The sequence below is a fragment of the Bradyrhizobium sp. T-1 genome (assembly GCF_053592855.1).
Genome location: NZ_CM132115.1, coordinates 4593870 through 4610559 on the forward strand (window position 1 = coordinate 4593870; position 16690 = coordinate 4610559).

Here is a 16690-nt window from a genome sequence, read left to right on the forward strand (position 1 = left end):
GGGACAGGAATGGCCGAACCAGCAACCGACACGATCCTCGTTCTCAACGGGCCGAACCTCAACATGTTGGGGACGCGCGAGCCCGAGAAGTATGGCCATGCGACGCTGGCCGACGTCGAGGCGCTGTGCCGGGAGACGGCGGCGACCTTCGGCCTCAAGGCCGACTGCCGGCAGTCCAACCGCGAAGGCGAGCTGATCGACTTCATCCACGAGGCTCATGCCCGCAAGATGAAGGGCATCGTCATCAACGCCGGCGGCTATTCGCATACTTCGATCGCGCTGCACGACGCGTTGCTCGCGGTGCAGATCCCGACGGTCGAAGTGCACGTGACCAATATTCACGCCCGCGAGAGCTTCCGTCACCACTCCTACACCGCGCGCGCGGCCTTCGCCTCGCTCTGCGGTTTCGGCATCGAGGGTTACCGCCTCGCCATCCAGGGCCTTGCCGCCAAGGTCGGCATCAAGCCCAAAGCCTGACGCTCCCTCTCACACAGAACATTCGGATCAAAGAACATGGCGCGCCAGCCAGACGACAAAGCAGCCGCAAAGTTTTCCAGCGACGATTCCGCGCTCGTCCGCGAACTCGCTTTGCTGCTCGATGAGACCAGCCTCACCGAGATCGAGATCGAGCGCGCCGGTCTGCGCCTGCGCGTCGCCCGCAATATCAGCGTCGCCGCGACCATGCCGATGCCGGTCGCAGCCGCTGCGCCCGCGCTCGTCGCGGCGCCGGCCGCCCCCGCGGCCGCCGCGGACGTCTCCAAGCACCCGGGCGCGGTGACCTCGCCGATGGTCGGCACCGCCTATTGGGCGCCGGAGCCCGGCGCCAAGCCGTTCGTCGAGGTCGGCTCGAAGGTCTCGGTCGGGCAGACCCTGCTGATCATCGAAGCGATGAAGACCATGAACCAGATCCCCTCGCCGCGCGCCGGCACGGTGACGCAGATCCTGGTCGAAGACGGCCAGCCGGTCGAGTTCGGCGAGCCGCTGGTGATTATCGAGTAACGCGAATGGGGAATAGCGAGTAGCGAATGGAGTCGCCGTTCCCTATTCGCCATTCGCCACTCGCCATTCGCTAGGACAACATGTTCGACAAGATCCTCATAGCCAATCGCGGCGAGATCGCCCTTCGCATCCTGCGGGCCTGCAAGGAGCTCGGCATCGCGACCGTCGCCGTGCACTCCACCGCCGACGCCGACGCCATGCATGTGCGCCTGTCGGACGAGAGCGTCTGCATCGGGCCGCCGCCGTCGAAGGACAGCTACCTCAACATCCCCGCGCTGCTCGCGGCCTGCGAGATCACCGGCGCGGACGCCGTTCATCCCGGCTACGGCTTCCTGTCGGAGAACGCGCGCTTCGCCGAGATCCTCGGCGAGCACAATCTGCAGTTCATCGGCCCCAAGGCCGAGCACATCCGCCTGATGGGCGACAAGATCGAGGCCAAGAAGACCGCCAAGCGGCTCGGTATCCCCGTGGTGCCCGGCTCCGATGGCGCGGTCGGGCCCAACGACGACGCGCTGGCGATCGCGAAGAAGATCGGCTTTCCCGTGCTGGTGAAGGCGGCTGCCGGCGGCGGTGGCCGCGGCATGAAGGTCGCGCAGAGCGAGGCGGATCTCCAACTGGCGCTGTCGACGGCGGCCAATGAGGCGAAATCCGCCTTCGGCGACGCCTCCGTCTACCTGGAAAAATACCTCCAGAAACCGCGCCACATCGAAATCCAGATCCTTGGCGACGGCCGCGGCGGCGCGATCCATCTCGGCGAGCGCGACTGCTCGCTGCAGCGCCGCCACCAGAAGGTCTGGGAAGAAGGCCCCTCGCCCGTGCTGGCCGCCGCTGCGCGCGCCAAGATCGGCGAGACCTGTGCGAAGGCGATGCGCGAGATGAAATATCTCGGCGTCGGCACCATCGAATTCCTCTTTGAGGACGGCGAGTTCTACTTCATCGAGATGAACACGCGCATCCAGGTGGAGCATCCCGTCACCGAGAGCATCACCGACATCGATCTGGTGCTGGAGCAGATCCGCATCGCCGCCGGCGGCGAATTGCCGGCCAAGCAGAGCGAGATCCAGATCATCGGCCACGCCATCGAGTGCCGCATCAATGCGGAGAACCCGCAGACCTTCCGCCCCTCACCCGGCCGGATCTCGCAATACCACCCGCCGGGCGGGCTTGGCGTGCGCATCGATTCGGCGGTCTACCAGGGCTACCAGATCCCGCCCTATTACGATTCCCTGGTTGGCAAGCTGATCGTCCACGGCAAGACCCGTGCCGAATGCCTGATGCGGCTGCGCCGGGCGCTGGACGAGATGGTGGTCGAAGGCATCGAAACCACCCTGCCGCTGTTCCGCGACCTGGTGCGTCAGGACGACATCATCAACGGCGACTACCACATCCACTGGCTGGAACAATATCTGGCCGGCAAGGCGGAACCCGCCGCGAAATAATCGGCTCGCCTCATGGAACCCTTTGGCCCCAATCACGTTCTGGACGTTGGGGCCAGTTCCAAGGGGGCGTTTTGAATTCCACTCAGCCTGACAACGCGAGACCGTCGTGACGAGCGAGTCGCAGCGACGGCGCCTATTTTGGCAGATCCTGCTGTTTGCAGCGGGTTTGGTCGTGCTGACCGCGATCAGCGCCGGCTCCGTCTACCTCGTCAACAAGGCGCGGGACGACAGCAAATGGGTCGTCCACACCATCGAGGCGGAAAACCAGATCAACGCCTTGCTGCTCGAAGTCCGGCGCGCTGAGAGCAGCGCCCGCGGCTTTCTCCTGACGCAGAAACCGGATTTTCAGTCGGATCACGAGAAGGCCGTCGCGGCAATCGTTCCGGCGCTCGACAAGCTCACGCGCCAGATCGGCGACAACCCGGCGCAACGCGACAGCATCGAGAAGCTCAGCGCGGCGATCGAGACTCGGCTCGACCAGTTCTCGCGCGAGATGAACTTCGTCAAGCAGGGGCAACCGGACATGGCCACCGCGCTCGTCCGCGAGGCCTCCGGCGGCGACATCACGACGACGATCGGCAATCTGGCCAACGCGATGATCCGGGAGGAGGAACGACTGTTCCGGGTTCGCAGCGCCAATTCCGACCAGAGCCAGACGCTGGCCGCCTCCCTCACCGGCATCGGCTCGGGCCTCGTGGTGGTGCTGGCCCTGATCTCGATCTGGCTCATGCAGCGCTCGGCACGCCTTCGTGACGAGGCCGAGGCGCGGCTGCGCGACGCCAACGTCAACCTCGAGACCATCGTCGATGAGCGCACCGCCGATCTGCGCGAGGCCAACGACGAGATCCAGCGCTTTGCTTACATTGTGAGCCACGATTTGCGCTCGCCACTCGTCAACATCATGGGCTTCACCAGCGAACTCGAGGAGCTCGGCGGCGACATCTTCCGCCGCGTCAGTAGTCTCACCCATATCCCGGCCGACGGGCCGCCTCTGGTCCCCGGCAGCACCGGCGAATTCGCGCTCGACGGCCCCGACCAGCAGCTCTCGGCGGATTTTTCCGAGGCGCTCGGCTTCATCAAGTCGTCGATCGCCAAGATGGACCGTCTGATCTCGGCGATCCTCAACCTCACCCGCGAGGGTCGACGCGAGTTCCAGCCGGAGAAGATCAACACCCGTGATTTCGTCGAGACCATCGTGTCGACGCTGGCGCATCAGGCCGTCGAGGCCCAGGCCGAAATCCATATCGAGGCGCTGCCGAATATCGTCAGCGACCGCCTTGCGCTGGAGCAGATCTTCTCCAATCTGATCGATAACGCGATCAAATATCTCAAGAGCGGGATACCCGGCGAAATCAGAATTCGCGGGCGCACCAAGCTCGGCTACGCTATCTTCGAAATCAGCGACAACGGCCGCGGCATCGACGCGAAGGATCATCAGCGGATTTTCGACCTGTTCCGCCGCGCGGGAACCCAGGACAAGCCCGGTCAGGGCATCGGTCTTGCCCACGTGCGTGCACTTGTGCGCCGCCTCGGCGGCACAATGTCGGTATCGTCGGAACTGAACGCGGGCAGCACCTTCACGATCACGCTGCCCATCGCCTGGAACGCCACCAAACGGAACGCCGATAAATGACCCAGCCTGTCAACATCATCATGATCGAGGACGACGAAGGGCACGCCCGGCTGATCGAGCGCAATATCCGCCGATCCGGCGTGAACAACGAAATCATCTCCTTCGCCAACGGCACCGAGGCGATGAAGCATCTGTTTGGCGCCGACGGCAGCGGGATCGCCCAGAAGGGCAACGCGCTCCTGATCCTGCTCGACCTCAACTTGCCCGACATGAGCGGGATCGATATCCTGAAGCAGATCAAGGAGAACAAATATCTCAAGGCCTCGCCGGTGGTGGTGCTGACCACGACCGACGACAGCCAGGAGATCAAGCGCTGCTACGAGCTCGGCTGCAACGTCTACATCACCAAGCCCGTCAACTACGAGAATTTCGCCAATGCCATCCGGCAGCTCGGCCTGTTCTTCTCGGTCATCCAGGTCCCCCCCGCCGCACCATGAACCAGCGCACGCCAACACTGCTGTATATCGACGATGACGATGCGCTGGCGCGCCTGGTCGATCGCGGCCTGACGCGGCGCGGCTACAAGGTCGTCCATGCCGCAAGCGGCGAGGAAGGCCTCGAGCGCATCCGTAGTGCAATCGGCCAGGGTGGCAGCGATGGCGGCATCGATGTCGTGGCGCTCGACCAGTACATGCCGGGCCTCGACGGGCTCGAGACCCTCGAGCAGATCATGGCGATCCCGGACGCCCCGCCGGTGGTCTTCGTCACGGCCTCGCAGGATTCCAGCATCGCCGTCACCGCGCTGAAGGCCGGCGCGGCCGACTATCTGGTCAAGGACGTCAAGGGCGACTTCATCCCGCTGCTGCACGTCGCGGCCGAAGGCGCGCTGCGCCAGGCCGAATTGCAGCGGGCGCGCGAGGAAGCCGAGGCCGAGATCCATGCCTCGCGCGACCGCTACGCGGCGCTCGCCGCCGAGCGCGAGATGCTGCTGCGCGAGGTCAATCACCGCGTCGGCAATTCGCTCCAGATCATCGCGTCGCTCCTGCATCTGCAGGCGAACTCTGCAGCTCAAGACGAGGTCAAGGCCGCGTTGACCAACGCGATGGGCCGCGTCGCAGCCGTCGCCCAGGTGCACCGCCGTCTCTACACCTCGCAGGACCTGAAGAGCGTGGTGCTCAACCAGTATCTGGACTCCCTGCTCGAGGATCTCCGCCGCTCCGCCGAAGGCAACCGGATGTCGCGCCTGACGGTGAAGGCCGAGCCGATCGAGATCGACCCGGACCGTGCCGTCGCCGTCGGCATCATCGTCAACGAGCTGGTGATGAACGCGGTGAAATACGCCTATCCGGACGGAGCCGGCCCCATTCATGTCGAGCTGATCTCGAAAGGAGACGATCTGCTGCTGTCGATCACCGACAACGGCGTCGGCGACAACGTCAAGGCCGATCCGCGCTCCACCGGCATGGGTCAGCGCATCGTCGCGGCCATGGCCTCCAAGCTCGAAGCCACCGTCGAGCGCGATCCCACGCATTCCGGAACCCGCATCATCCTGCAGTTCCCCCGAACCCCCGCCGTTCCCGGCAAGGCGAGCAGCGCTGCAGCGGGTTGATCTCCGCAACCGGAATTCGCCCCCATCGCACGCGCAGCGCGATCCTGCTATGATCGGATGCCATGACTTCGCGCGACTCCGCTTCGTCTGAAATTACCCCGGCCGTGCTGCTGCGCGCCTATGCCTGCGGCATCTTTCCAATGGCCGAGAGCGCCGACGACCCGACCCTGTTCTGGGTCGAGCCGGAAATGCGCGGCGTGATCCCGCTCGATGGCTTTCGCGTCGCCTCGCGCCTCGCACGCACGGTGCGTTCGGATGCGTTTCGCGTCACCGTCAACACCGCGTTCAAGGCGACCATCGCCGGCTGCGCCGCGCCGCAGCTGGGGCGCGAGGACACCTGGATCAACAAGCGCATTCGCGACCTCTATGGCGGGCTCCACGAGCTCGGCCATTGCCACAGCGTCGAGGCCTGGCAGGACGACGAGCTCGTCGGCGGCCTCTATGGCGTGAGCCTTGGCCGCGCCTTCTTCGGTGAGAGCATGTTCCACACCGCGCGCGACGCCTCCAAGGTGGCGCTGGTGCATCTGGTCGCGCGTCTGATCCATGGCGGCTTCGAGCTGCTCGACACGCAATACGTCACCGAACATCTCAAGAGCTTCGGTGCGGCCGAGATCTCGCGGCGGCGCTACACCGCGCTGCTCGACAAGGCACTCGCCGGCGAGCCCGGCGATTTCCTGCGGATGTCAAATGGTGAGGCGATCCCCGGCGCGCGCGCGCTCGAGATCATCGCCTCACGGCAATAGATCAGGCTTACCGGCTGCCAAGAGCCGCGCCCCCCCAGTGAGACCAGAACCCCTCACCCGGACCGCATCTCCGATGCGCTCCGACCTCTCCCTAAGGGAGAGGTGTTCGGAGTTCGCGGATTGCACCGATTCAACCAAAACACATTCCGCTTTAGCGGCCAAACCCCGGGATACCGAACAGACCCGGCCGCTGCTCCGGCGGCGGAGGTGGTGGCGGAGCCGCCTGCGGCTGCTGCGGTGGCGGCAAGGGCTGCGGCGGACGCTGCTGCACGGCCTGCTTGGGCGCGGCCTTCTTCTGTGCGGCAGGCGGCGGTGGTGGCGCGGGCTTCGTCGCGGGATCCGGTGCCGCCGTTGCAATGGTCTGCTGCGGCTCTTTGCAGTCGGTGAGCCAGATGTCGTAGATCGGGTGCTCGACGCCGTGCAGGCCGGGACTCGCGGCGTACATCCAGCCGGAGAAGATCCGCTTCACCTCGCCTTGCAAGGTGATCTCGTCGACCTCGACGAAAGCGTCGGTATTGGCCGCTTCGGTCGCGGGCCGCGTGTAGCAGGCATCGGTCTTCACGCGCAGCGCGCCGAACTGCACGGTCTCGCCGATATCCTCGTCGAAATTGATGATGCGCCCGGTGATCTTGTCGAGGCCGGAGAACGTCGCCTTCTTGTTCACGATCTTCTGCGCCGGCGGCTCGGTCACGACCTCGTCGCCCGGCTGAAGGCTCGCCGGGGCCTGCGGCACGGCGCCCTGCTGCGGGGCGCCTTTCTGCTGCGGCTGGCGGCCAGGAGCGGCGCCTGGCTGAGCCGGCGCGCCTGGCGGCGCAACCGCGACGGCGGGCGGCTGGTTCGGCGGCGCGACGGGGCTGCCCGGCGGCGGCGCCAGCGGCTGACTCTCGACCGGCCCGGGCATCACATTGCCCTGACGGCCCGGCGGCGGCATCGGGCGCGATGGCAGCACGCGACCCTGCGGCGGCAGCTCCGGCACCTCTTCGTCGTCGTCGGGCGTCGGCGCCGGTTGCGGCTGCCCGCCACGGGGAATGGTCCCCGGCGGCCGCAGCGGCGGCGGATCGGAGAAAATCGTGCCGATCTGCGCCTGCGCTGGCGTCGCCACCGTCAAAGCGGTGGCGGCCAAAAGCGCCGCAAGACCTGTCAGGGTAATGGTTCGAAACATATCTCGCGCGGCTTCAACAGCGAATCGGGCTTGTTGGACATTCTACAGGGGATACCGCCGCTCGCAGGCCCTCCGGTTAACACGGCGAATACGGCGGGGAAAGGGCGGCATTCCCGCCCTGCCCGCCGCCCGCTGGCCAGACAGGGCCACGGGTGGGATAGTCCGGGGGGTCTTCAGTGCGAATGTTCCTCCCCAAAGGCGTTTCAGGACACTGGCCGCCCCGCCCAGGACCGGGCTGAACAACGCCCTCATACGCATGTCCTCCGTTCTCCAAACCATCTTCGCCCTTCCCCTCCGCGGCCTGACCTGGCTCGGCGGCCAGGGGACGCGCGCGGTGGCATCCGTCGTGTTCATTGCTGCTGCCGTGCCGCCGCTCGGCGCGCTGCTGCGCCCCTACGTCACCGAGGCGATCCTCGTCCTGCTTTGCATCTCGTTCATGCGGGTGGATCTCGCGGCGCTGTACGGCCATCTGCGCCGGCCGGCGCTGGTGGCGGCGGCCACGGCCTGGACCACGATCGGCGTGCCGCTGATCGTCGGGCTGATCGCACACGCGACCGGGCTCAGCGATCGCGCCCCCGGCCTGACGCTCGCGCTGATGCTCCAGAGCATGGCCTCGCCGATGATGGCCTCTCCGGCCCTCGCAGCCTTGATGGGCCTCGACGCCACGCTGGTGCTGGTCACGCTCGTGACCGCAACCGCGATCGTGCCCTTCACCGCATCGCTGTTCGCGAGCCTGTTTCTCGGCGGCATGCTCAGCATCTCACCGCTCACGCTCGGCCTGAAGCTGCTCGGCATCCTCGCGGCATCGCTGCTGGCCGCCACCATCATCCGCCGGGTTTTCGGCGCTGACGCGATCCAGCGCCACAAGCAGCCGATCGACGGCTTCAACATCATCATCCTCTTGGTCTTCGCGTCCGCGATCATGGGCGATGTCGTCAGCGATCTGGTGGCGCGGCCGATCTTCACCATCAGCCTCGCAGCCCTGTCCTTCGCGATCTATTTCACGCTGCTCGGCGTCACAACCTTGCTGTTCCGCCGCATCGGCTATGAGCGCGCATTGGCGCTCGGGCTGATGGTGTCACAGCGCAATCTCGGCCTGATGCTGGCTGCGACCGCAGGCGCCCTGCCGGCCACGACCTGGCTCTATTTCGCGATGACGCAGTTTCCGATCCACCTGTCGCCGTACCTGTTGACGCCGATCGCGCGGCGGCTGACGGCGCAGGCGGAGACATCAGCGGCAGCCGCGAACAGCAGTAGCTAGGGCGAGCCCGCATGAATGGAATGTCTGATTTCGAAGGTGGAACCGAATGCTAAAGTGGAGATTGCTTTTTAGTCTAGCAGCCCTGCGCGACAGTTGACTTGAAAGTCCACTGTCCCCCGGCCATCGATATTCGATAGTGGCCACGCTTCCATCCAGCCTCCTGAGCGGAGACATAGCAGATCGCAAATTCGTCATTCGGAAGTCGAACCGATTTGAGTGTCTCCGGCGTTAATCGCCTATCACCCATGGCCTCGCCGACCGCGGCAAAAATGTCCCGCAACTGGTAGGCCAATATTCGGGATCACTCTCATCCATGGCGATGAGTCCCCTACCCCGCCCGCGCCGCGCGCCGCAGGGCCTGCGGGGGCTGGCCGAAGGCGCGGATGAAGGCGCGGCGCATGCGTTCGGGATCACCGAATCCGGTCGTCTCCGCAACGCGCTCGATGGCCTCGCGCGAGGACTGCACGCGCTCGCGGGCGACCTCGATCCGCAACCGCTCGATCGCCTTCGATGGCGTCGTGCCGGTCTCCGCGGCAAAGGCGCGCGCAAAGTGCCGCGCGCTCATGCCGGCGCGATCGGCGAGATTTTCTACCGTCAGCGGCGCGTCGAGATTTTCGCGCGCCCATGACAACAGCGCACCGAAACGGCCGTTCGGCGTCTTCAACTCCAGCAGCGATGAGAACTGCGACTGGCCGCCGCTGCGGCGATGATAGAGCACGAGCTGGCGCGCCGTCTGCTGCGCGATGTCCTCGCCATGATCTTCCGTGACCATCGCGAGCGCGAGGTCGATGCCGGCGCTGATGCCCGCCGACGTCCAGACATTGCCGTCACGGGTGAAGATCTGGTCGGGCTCGAACTTCACCTTCGGAAAGCGCGCGACGAATTCCCGCGTCCGGCCCCAATGCGTGGTGGCGCGGCGGCCGTCGAGCAGGCCGGCCTCCGCAAGCACATAGGCGCCCGAGCAGACGCTGGCGATCCGCACGCCGCGCTTCGCCAGCCGCTGCACGAAGGCGAGCGTCGTTGGACAGCGCGACGCCTCGGCCACGCCAGAGCCGCCTGCCACGACCAACGTCGTGATCGCATTCGTCGCCTTGAAATCACGCGCCATCATCTCGACGCCCGACGAGCTGCGCACGAGCCCGGCCTGCGCCGCCAGCACCCGCAGCGCCAGCGGCTTGCCGCCGGCGCGTGCCGCGATCTCGAACACCGAGATCGGGCCCGCCGCATCGAGCAGTTGGAAATCCGGGAAGATCAGGATGCCGATCATGCCTATGTCCGAAAGTGAGGGAAATACGCCATTTTGGACAGGAGGGCATCATGCCAATTTGCGCCCGTCAAGCTTTTCATCGGAGGTTCTCATGTCGGCACCGCTCCAGATCGGACTTCTGGTGTTTCCGCGCGTCACCCAGCTCGACTTCACCGGTCCGTTGCAGGTGTTTGCCAACGTCCCCGGCGCGAAACTGCATCTGATCTGGAAGCGCATCGAGCCGGTGCCGAGCGATTCCGTTCTCACGCTGACGCCGACCACGACGTTTGCCGACTGCCCGCAGCTCGACGTGATCTGCGTGCCCGGGGGCGGCGGCACCGACGACCTGCTCAACGACGAGGAGGTGCTCGATTTCCTGCGCCGGCAGGCCGAGGGCGCCAAATACGTGACATCGGTTTGCACGGGATCGCTGGCGCTGGGCGCCGCGGGCCTGCTGAAGGGCTATCGCGCTGCGACCCATTGGAGTGCGATGGAGATGCTCAGTCAGTTCGGGGCAACGCCAACGAAGACGCGCGTCTGCATCGACCGCAACCGCGTCACCGGCGGCGGCGTCACCGCAGGGATCGATTTCGCGCTGACGCTGGTTTCGATCCTGCGCGACCGCACGACGGCGGAAGCGATCCAGCTGCAGCTCGAATACAATCCGGCGCCGCCGTTCAATTCGGGCTCGCCCGACACAGCGTCCGCGGACGTGCTCGCCTTGCTCAGGGAGCGTGGCGCGCCGAGACAGGCCCGTCGCCTCGAAGCGGTGGCGCGTGCGTCGGCGCGGCTGATGTGACCCGCCCCAACAGAAAAAGGCCGCTCGGTTTCCCAAGCGGCCTTTCCTGTCTCACGGCGGCGCACATTCTCATCGGGCGATGTCGGAGCTTCCAGACCGGGGGCCTATCTCCCGATCGAGTCCTTCCTCGGCGGCCGCTGCATCTCGGGACAGTCGCGAACTGTTGCCCGAACCGAACGCGATGGTTTCCCATCTCCGTAAGATGGGTTCATTGAGCCGCATCGCCCGTGCAGGCGCAACAGGCGCGCTGAAAGCGTCCCCGCTGTTCCCGTTGTCCACAGCGACGTCATGCGGATGCGCGTGCATCCAATCCAGAGAGGGAAAGGACTCTTAGGCCTGCCCTTGGGCTCGATTTTGGGCCTAGCCAGGCGTCCAGGGCTGGTAGTCGCCGGTCGCCTTCGGCCGCTTGCCGCTGGCGAGCGTCGAGCCGGACGGACGGTAGGCCTTCGCCGTGCCGGTGAGATTCGGCTGGTGCGGCTTTTCCCACTCGCGCGGCTGGTAGTTGAGTTCGGTCGGCGGCGTGTCGACGACGTGATGGATCCAGCCATGCCACTCCGGCGGGATGCGGCTGGCTTCCGCATAGCCGTTGTAGATCACCCAGCGCCGCTCGAAGCCGAGCGTCGGGTCGATCTTGCCGCCGGCCGTGCGGTAATAGCTGTTGCCCTGCCCGTCCTGTCCGACCAGTTCCCCGTACCTGGAGGTCCAGAGTTGGGTGCCAAAGGTCTGGCCATTCCACCAGGTGAAGAGCTTCAGGAAGAATTGTTTCATGCGGCAAGGGCCCTGCTTCGTGCGGTCCTGATGCCATCCGGACGGCCAAATGTCCAGTTCGGCCAGCGCGGCCATGCCCAGCCCAGACGCGGAGACAGAATGAGCTCAGGCCGCCGCAAATCGGACGCGATCCATTCATGCCCGGTACAGCGTGGCTGAGGAAAGCTGTCCCTCATGCGCAAACCGGCGTGATCCCGGGAACTGCAGCCCTTTCGAGGGATTTGCTTCCGGGAAAGGAGTTTGAACATGAACAACCTCAGAGTTTTGAGTGCGGCCGCAGCGCTGGCACTGGTTCTTCCGATGGCGACCCCGAGCTTTGCCCAAGGCCCTGGCGGGCACGGCGGCGGTGGCGGTGGAGCCCACTTCGCAGGCGGCGGTGGCGGCGCTCACATCGGTGGTGGCGGTGGCGGCCACGTGGGCGGCGGCGGTTTTGCTGCCGGCGCGATGGCGCGCCCGAGCGCTGGACCGGCCTTTAGCGGCGGCGGTGGCAATTTCGCGGCCGGCCCGGCCGTGCGCCCGGGCAGCGGTGCGACATTCAGCGGCGGCACCCGCACCTTCGCCGCAACCGGCGGCACCTGGAATGGCGGCGGCGGCAACTGGCACGGTGGCTGGCACCACCGTCACGGCGGCTTCTGGCCCGGCTTCGCGGCGGGCGCGGCGATCGGCGGCCTCGGCTCTTATGCCTATTACGGCGGCCCGTATTACGGCGATTCCTACTACGACGATGGCTATTATGACGACGGTGCGACCGTCGCCGCGGTGCCCGACATTGGCGGCGATTCGTCGGCCTATTGCGCTCAGCGCTACCGGTCCTACGACCCGGCGTCCGGCACGTATCTCGGCTATGACGGGCTGCGCCATCCCTGCCCGTAACGCGGCCTGAGGTCCATCAGACGAGGGCGGCGCCGGCTTCGGCACCGCCCTTTTCGTTTGGCCGCCTTGTGTTGTCGGTGTTGCAGGTGCCGATGAGCAAACTGCGCGAACGAACGCACGGACCCTGCGATCGCCTTCGCTCGTGTCTTGCAAGTGTTGTCTTTCAGGTCTTGCGTATCTTTCCGCGAACAGCTTTCGCAGGTCGCGCGGATTTACCTCAACCTGTAATTGAAAACCGGGGGAAATTCTCTTGCCCGCGTCCCGCAGCGACAACCGATGCTCAGAAGTCGCAGGGCCGCTATGCATCGCGCCGTGCATATCCGTCGTGCCCCAATCCAAAATTGACCCGGCGCACGATTCGCCTATATCAGCAGGTATCGTGGGGACTTCGATCTACTGGGAAAGGTCATGCCGCGTATTCTCGTGGTAGACGACGATCCGATGGTCGGCGCGACCATCGAAGTCCTCCTTCTGCGTCAGGGCTTCGACGTCACGTTGACTGATGGCGGCGAAACGGGGCTTGCTGCGCTGGAAGCGCAGACGTTTGATGTGATGCTGGTCGATATCTTCATGCCGCACATGCGCGGTTTCGAATCCATCCGCATCTTTCACGAGCGTGCACCGGCGATTCCACTGATCGCCATGTCGGGCTACGCCTTCGCCTCGTCCGCCTCGCCCTCTCCGGACTTCCTCCGCATGGCGCTGGAACTCGGTGCGACGCGCTGCCTGCGCAAGCCGTTCACGCCCGAGACGCTGCTGGCGACGATCCGGGAATGCCTCGGCGGGAGCGCGACGCCGAAGGACCAGAAAGAGGCACCTTGATTCCAACGCAGCGCGTCATTCTCGGTGCTGGACTTGCAATCCTCCTGATCATCACCGCCGCCTCGATCGGCCTCGACGTCAAGTCGCGGTCGGATACGACGTGGGTCAATCATACGGTCGAGGTGCTGAGGAAGATCTCGGATCTGCGCGTTCTGATGCGCCGGGCCGAGAGCGCGGCACGCGGCTTCGAACTCTATCGGAGCCCGACCTTCGGCGACGACTTCCGGGCGGCGCGCGGCGAGCTTGCGCCCGCGCTGGCAGACCTCAAACGGGCCGTCCGCGACAATCCCGACCAGGTCGCGCTTCTGGAGGGCACCGAACCGCTGGCGCTGCGCCGGATCGAGATCGCCGCCGAGGCGATGCGGCTGCGCACCGACAACGATCCGGCCGGCATCACCGCGCTCCAGGGCAAGGCCGAAGGGCGCGGCCTCATGGATACGGTGATGGTCAATCTCGACCGCCTGGCCGCGGAGGAGCAGCGGCTGCTGACCGCGCGCACGTCGGACTCCCGCCGGACCGGCATCGTGCTGCTCGGGATCGACGTGATCGGCGCCCTGGTGATCCTGCTGCTCGTCCTGATGTTGATGCGCGAAAGCCAGCGCGCCCAGGTCGCGCTCAAGAGTTCGCTGCACGAGACCCAGGCCGCCAACGAAGCCCTCGAAGCCGCCGTTGCCGACCGCACCGAACATCTCGTCGCCGCCCATGACGAGCTGCGCCTGTCGGTCAACGTGCTCCAGAGCACGTTCCGCAGCATGGCGGAAGCGGTGCTGGTGATCGACAGCGAGGGCAATGTCCTGCTGTCCAACCCGGCCGCCGAGCGCGTGCTGTTGCACCGCGCCGGCATGAACCTGCGCAATCTGCGGGCACTGTCCGACGTCTTCCACGGCGACGGCGTTACGCCGCTCAAATCCGACGAGCTGCCGTCCGTGCGCGTGCTGGGCGGCGACGAGTTCGAAGAACTGGAGATGATCGTCCGCCCGCACAGCGGCAACAACGTGCGCCATCTGATGGTCAGCGGCCGGCCAATGCGCGACGGGCAAGGCAATATCTCCGGCGCCGTGCTGGTGTATCACGACGCGACCTCGTCGCGCGAAACCGAGCGGCAGTTGCAGCAGTCGCAGAAGCTCGACGCCATCGGCAAGCTGACCGGCGGCGTCGCCCACGACTTCAACAACATGCTGACCGTGATATCGGGCAATACCGAGACGTTGGTGGCGAGCCTGAAGGAGCAGCCCGAACTGCAGCGCACGGCGCGCCTGATCGACGATGCCGCCGAGCGCTGCGCCGAGCTGATCCAGCATCTGCTGGCATTCGCGCGCAAGCAGCCGCTGCAGCCGCACGACGTCGAGATCAACGCCGCCATCACCGACATCGCAAAGCTGCTGCGCCCCACCCTCGGCGAGCAGATCCAGATCGAGACGGTTCTGGAACAGGGACCGATGACCTCGCATATCGATCCGTCCCGACTGACCAATGCCGTCCTCAACATGGCGATCAACGCCCGCGACGCCATGCCGAACGGCGGCAAGCTCCTGCTCGAGACCCACCGGGTCGTGCTCGACGAAGCCTATGCACAAGCCAACGCCGAAGTACGGCCCGGCCCTTACGTGATGCTCGCTGTCAGCGACACCGGTGCCGGCATGGCACAGAGCGTCCAGGAAAAGGCGTTCGAGCCGTTCTTCACCACCAAGGAGGTCGGTAAAGGCTCAGGTCTCGGCCTCTCCATGGTCTACGGCTTCGTCAAGCAGTCCGGCGGCCACATCAAGATCTACAGCGAGGAAGGCCACGGCACCACGATCAAGCTCTATTTGCCGCCGGGTCAGGGCGCGGCGGAAGCGGCCGCCGCGATCGCACCGCAGGCCGAAGGCGGCGCCGAAACCATCTTTGTCGTCGAGGACGACAATCTGGTACGCAACTTCGTCACGGCGCAGCTGCAGAGCCTCGGCTACAAGACGGTCGCGGCCGGCGACAGCAAGGCCGCGCTGCAATTGATCGAGGCCGGCCAGGCCTTCGACCTGCTGTTCACCGATATCGTCATCCCCGGCGGCATGAGCGGCCGCGAGCTCGCCGAAGAGATCGCCAAGCGCCGGCCCGGCCTCAAGGTGCTCTACACCTCCGGCTACACCGACAACGCCATCGTCCACCACGGCAAGCTCGACGACGGCGTCCTGCTGCTGACCAAGCCGTACCGCCGCAACCAGCTCGCGGAGATGATCCGCAAGGCGCTGAACGGCGGTGGGACGGCGGCAGGTTAGCGCGTCGCCAGCACCACCGCCGCAAGCGTGAAGATCAGCGACGCGATCTGGCCCGGCCCCAGCGGCTCGTGCAGGGCGACCGCGGAGGCCACAACGCCGATCACGGGCACGGCCATGGTGCCGATCGCGGCGACCGAGGCTGGTAAGCGGGCAAGCGCCGCAAACCAGCTGACATAGGCGATGCAGAACTGCACCACGGTCGAATAGATCAGCAGCCACCAGCCGACCGGCGTCACCTTGTCCAGATGCGAGGTCTCGATCAGCAGGCCGACGACCGAGATCGGCAGGCAGCCGATCCCGATCTGCCACGCCGCGGCGGCGACCGGCGGCAGGTGGATCGGGTACTTCTTGGAGAACACGGTGCCGACGGCAAAGCCGATCGCGCCGCACAGCGCCATGATGATGCCGGGCAGCTTCTCCGCGCTCGCGGCAATGCCGTTGCCGCCCATGATCGAGGCGAGGCCCGCAAAGGCCATCAGCAGCGCGATGGTACGCAGGAGCGTCGGCCGCTCGCCGAGCACGGGCCAGGCGATCAGCGAGGCCCAGACCGGCATGGTGTAGGCGATCAGCGCCGCCTCGCTGGCCGGCAGCCAGAGCAGCGCCAGCCCCATCAGCACCATCCAACCGGTGACGTTGAGCATGGCGGCCGTCATCAGCCGCGGCCAGATCGCCGGGTCGACCCTCAGGCTGTCGCCGCGGACCAGCGCGAGCGCCGCCAGCAGCACGGCGCCGAGCACGCCGGTCACGCCGCGCAAGGTGAGCGGCGGCAGCTCGCCGAGCAGGAATTTCGTGACCGGCCAATTGAAGCCCCAGCCGATCGAGGTGATGGCGAGGAACATCAGGCCGGCCGGGGCGATGCGCGGTCGCTGCACCGGCCTGGTCGAATCAAGCATGTGGGGTATCCGGCAAAATCGCGCTCAGCTTGGCGCGGATTCGCGTACTCCACCACCACCTCGGCGGGCATGCCTGCCCTCACCTTCCGTACCATTACGTGAGTCTGGCTGACGCAATCCCATTGCCCAAAAATATACCTGCCCTGTGAACAGCGGGATGAAGGGTCCGGATCATCACGGGATGCAAATTTTTTCGGTTGGGAATCCCTGAGGACTCACTGATACTTGGCTCAACAACAGGCGCGGGC

The 16690-nt window shown here is 65.9% G+C and carries 15 protein-coding genes and 1 pseudogene; 12 read left to right on the forward strand and 4 right to left on the reverse strand.

Features of this window, described 5'->3' with window-relative positions:
• Positions 1-9 precede the first annotated feature (9 nt).
• From aroQ to aat, 7 genes are all read left to right on the forward strand, one after another.
• Entirely contained in the window at positions 10-477 is a 468-nt protein-coding gene (gene aroQ / locus ACWAT4_RS22305) for a type II 3-dehydroquinate dehydratase (protein WP_449728077.1), read from the forward strand.
• 36 nt (positions 478-513) lie between these two features.
• Complete coding sequence (gene accB, locus ACWAT4_RS22310) at positions 514-999, forward strand: acetyl-CoA carboxylase biotin carboxyl carrier protein (protein WP_212299622.1); 486 nt, start codon at positions 514-516, stop codon at positions 997-999.
• Positions 1000-1079: 80 nt separating this feature from the next.
• Positions 1080-2438: an acetyl-CoA carboxylase biotin carboxylase subunit gene (gene accC, locus ACWAT4_RS22315; RefSeq protein WP_212299621.1), complete on the forward strand. Its 1359-nt coding sequence runs from the start codon at positions 1080-1082 to the stop codon at positions 2436-2438.
• A 106-nt stretch (positions 2439-2544) separates the two neighbouring features.
• On the forward strand, positions 2545-4071 hold the full coding sequence (locus ACWAT4_RS22320) for a sensor histidine kinase (RefSeq protein ID WP_449728078.1): 1527 nt from the start codon (positions 2545-2547) through the stop codon (positions 4069-4071).
• Positions 4068-4508, forward strand: coding sequence for a response regulator (locus ACWAT4_RS22325; protein ID WP_212299619.1), 441 nt, complete (start codon positions 4068-4070; stop codon positions 4506-4508). The genes ACWAT4_RS22320 and ACWAT4_RS22325 overlap by 4 nt, the downstream gene beginning before the upstream one ends.
• Positions 4505-5620, forward strand: a complete 1116-nt coding sequence (locus ACWAT4_RS22330; RefSeq protein WP_212443607.1) for a sensor histidine kinase — start codon at positions 4505-4507, stop codon at positions 5618-5620. The genes ACWAT4_RS22325 and ACWAT4_RS22330 overlap by 4 nt, the downstream gene beginning before the upstream one ends.
• Before the next feature lie 62 nt (positions 5621-5682).
• On the forward strand, positions 5683-6363 hold the full coding sequence (gene aat, locus ACWAT4_RS22335; protein ID WP_449728079.1) for a leucyl/phenylalanyl-tRNA--protein transferase: 681 nt from the start codon (positions 5683-5685) through the stop codon (positions 6361-6363).
• 151 nt (positions 6364-6514) lie between these two features.
• Here aat and ACWAT4_RS22340 read toward each other — a convergent pair.
• Positions 6515-7566: pseudogene (locus ACWAT4_RS22340) on the reverse strand (DUF2155 domain-containing protein).
• Positions 7567-7781: 215 nt separating this feature from the next.
• On the opposite strand from ACWAT4_RS22340, the gene ACWAT4_RS22345 reads away from it, so the two are divergent.
• Positions 7782-8786, forward strand: a complete 1005-nt coding sequence (locus tag ACWAT4_RS22345; RefSeq protein ID WP_449728080.1) for a Na+-dependent transporter — start codon at positions 7782-7784, stop codon at positions 8784-8786.
• A gap of 328 nt (positions 8787-9114) precedes the next feature.
• On the opposite strand, the gene ACWAT4_RS22350 is transcribed toward ACWAT4_RS22345, so the two are convergent.
• Positions 9115-10053, reverse strand: a complete 939-nt coding sequence (locus ACWAT4_RS22350) for a GlxA family transcriptional regulator (RefSeq protein ID WP_212427787.1) — start codon at positions 10051-10053, stop codon at positions 9115-9117.
• Between the two features lie 91 nt (positions 10054-10144).
• Here ACWAT4_RS22350 and ACWAT4_RS22355 point away from each other — a divergent pair, with 91 nt between their 5' ends.
• Complete coding sequence (locus tag ACWAT4_RS22355; protein ID WP_212299613.1) at positions 10145-10831, forward strand: DJ-1/PfpI family protein; 687 nt, start codon at positions 10145-10147, stop codon at positions 10829-10831.
• A gap of 360 nt (positions 10832-11191) precedes the next feature.
• On the opposite strand, the gene ACWAT4_RS22360 is transcribed toward ACWAT4_RS22355, so the two are convergent.
• On the reverse strand, positions 11192-11599 hold the full coding sequence (locus tag ACWAT4_RS22360) for an NADH:ubiquinone oxidoreductase subunit NDUFA12 (RefSeq protein ID WP_212299612.1): 408 nt from the start codon (positions 11597-11599) through the stop codon (positions 11192-11194).
• A gap of 246 nt (positions 11600-11845) precedes the next feature.
• Between ACWAT4_RS22360 and ACWAT4_RS22365 the strand changes: the two genes are divergently transcribed.
• From ACWAT4_RS22365 to ACWAT4_RS22375, 3 genes are all read left to right on the forward strand, one after another.
• Positions 11846-12472, forward strand: a complete 627-nt coding sequence (locus ACWAT4_RS22365; protein WP_212299611.1) for a BA14K family protein — start codon at positions 11846-11848, stop codon at positions 12470-12472.
• Positions 12473-12880: 408 nt separating this feature from the next.
• Positions 12881-13294, forward strand: a complete 414-nt coding sequence (locus tag ACWAT4_RS22370; protein ID WP_212299610.1) for a response regulator — start codon at positions 12881-12883, stop codon at positions 13292-13294.
• Positions 13291-15549 (forward strand): CHASE3 domain-containing protein, encoded by a 2259-nt coding sequence (locus ACWAT4_RS22375; protein ID WP_449728081.1) that lies wholly within the window; start codon positions 13291-13293, stop codon positions 15547-15549. The genes ACWAT4_RS22370 and ACWAT4_RS22375 overlap by 4 nt, the downstream gene beginning before the upstream one ends.
• On the opposite strand, the gene ACWAT4_RS22380 is transcribed toward ACWAT4_RS22375, so the two are convergent.
• Positions 15546-16442 (reverse strand): DMT family transporter, encoded by an 897-nt coding sequence (locus tag ACWAT4_RS22380; protein WP_449728082.1) that lies wholly within the window; start codon positions 16440-16442, stop codon positions 15546-15548. The two genes, ACWAT4_RS22375 and ACWAT4_RS22380, sit on opposite strands and share 4 nt — an antisense overlap.
• Between the last annotated feature and the right edge of the window lie 248 nt (positions 16443-16690).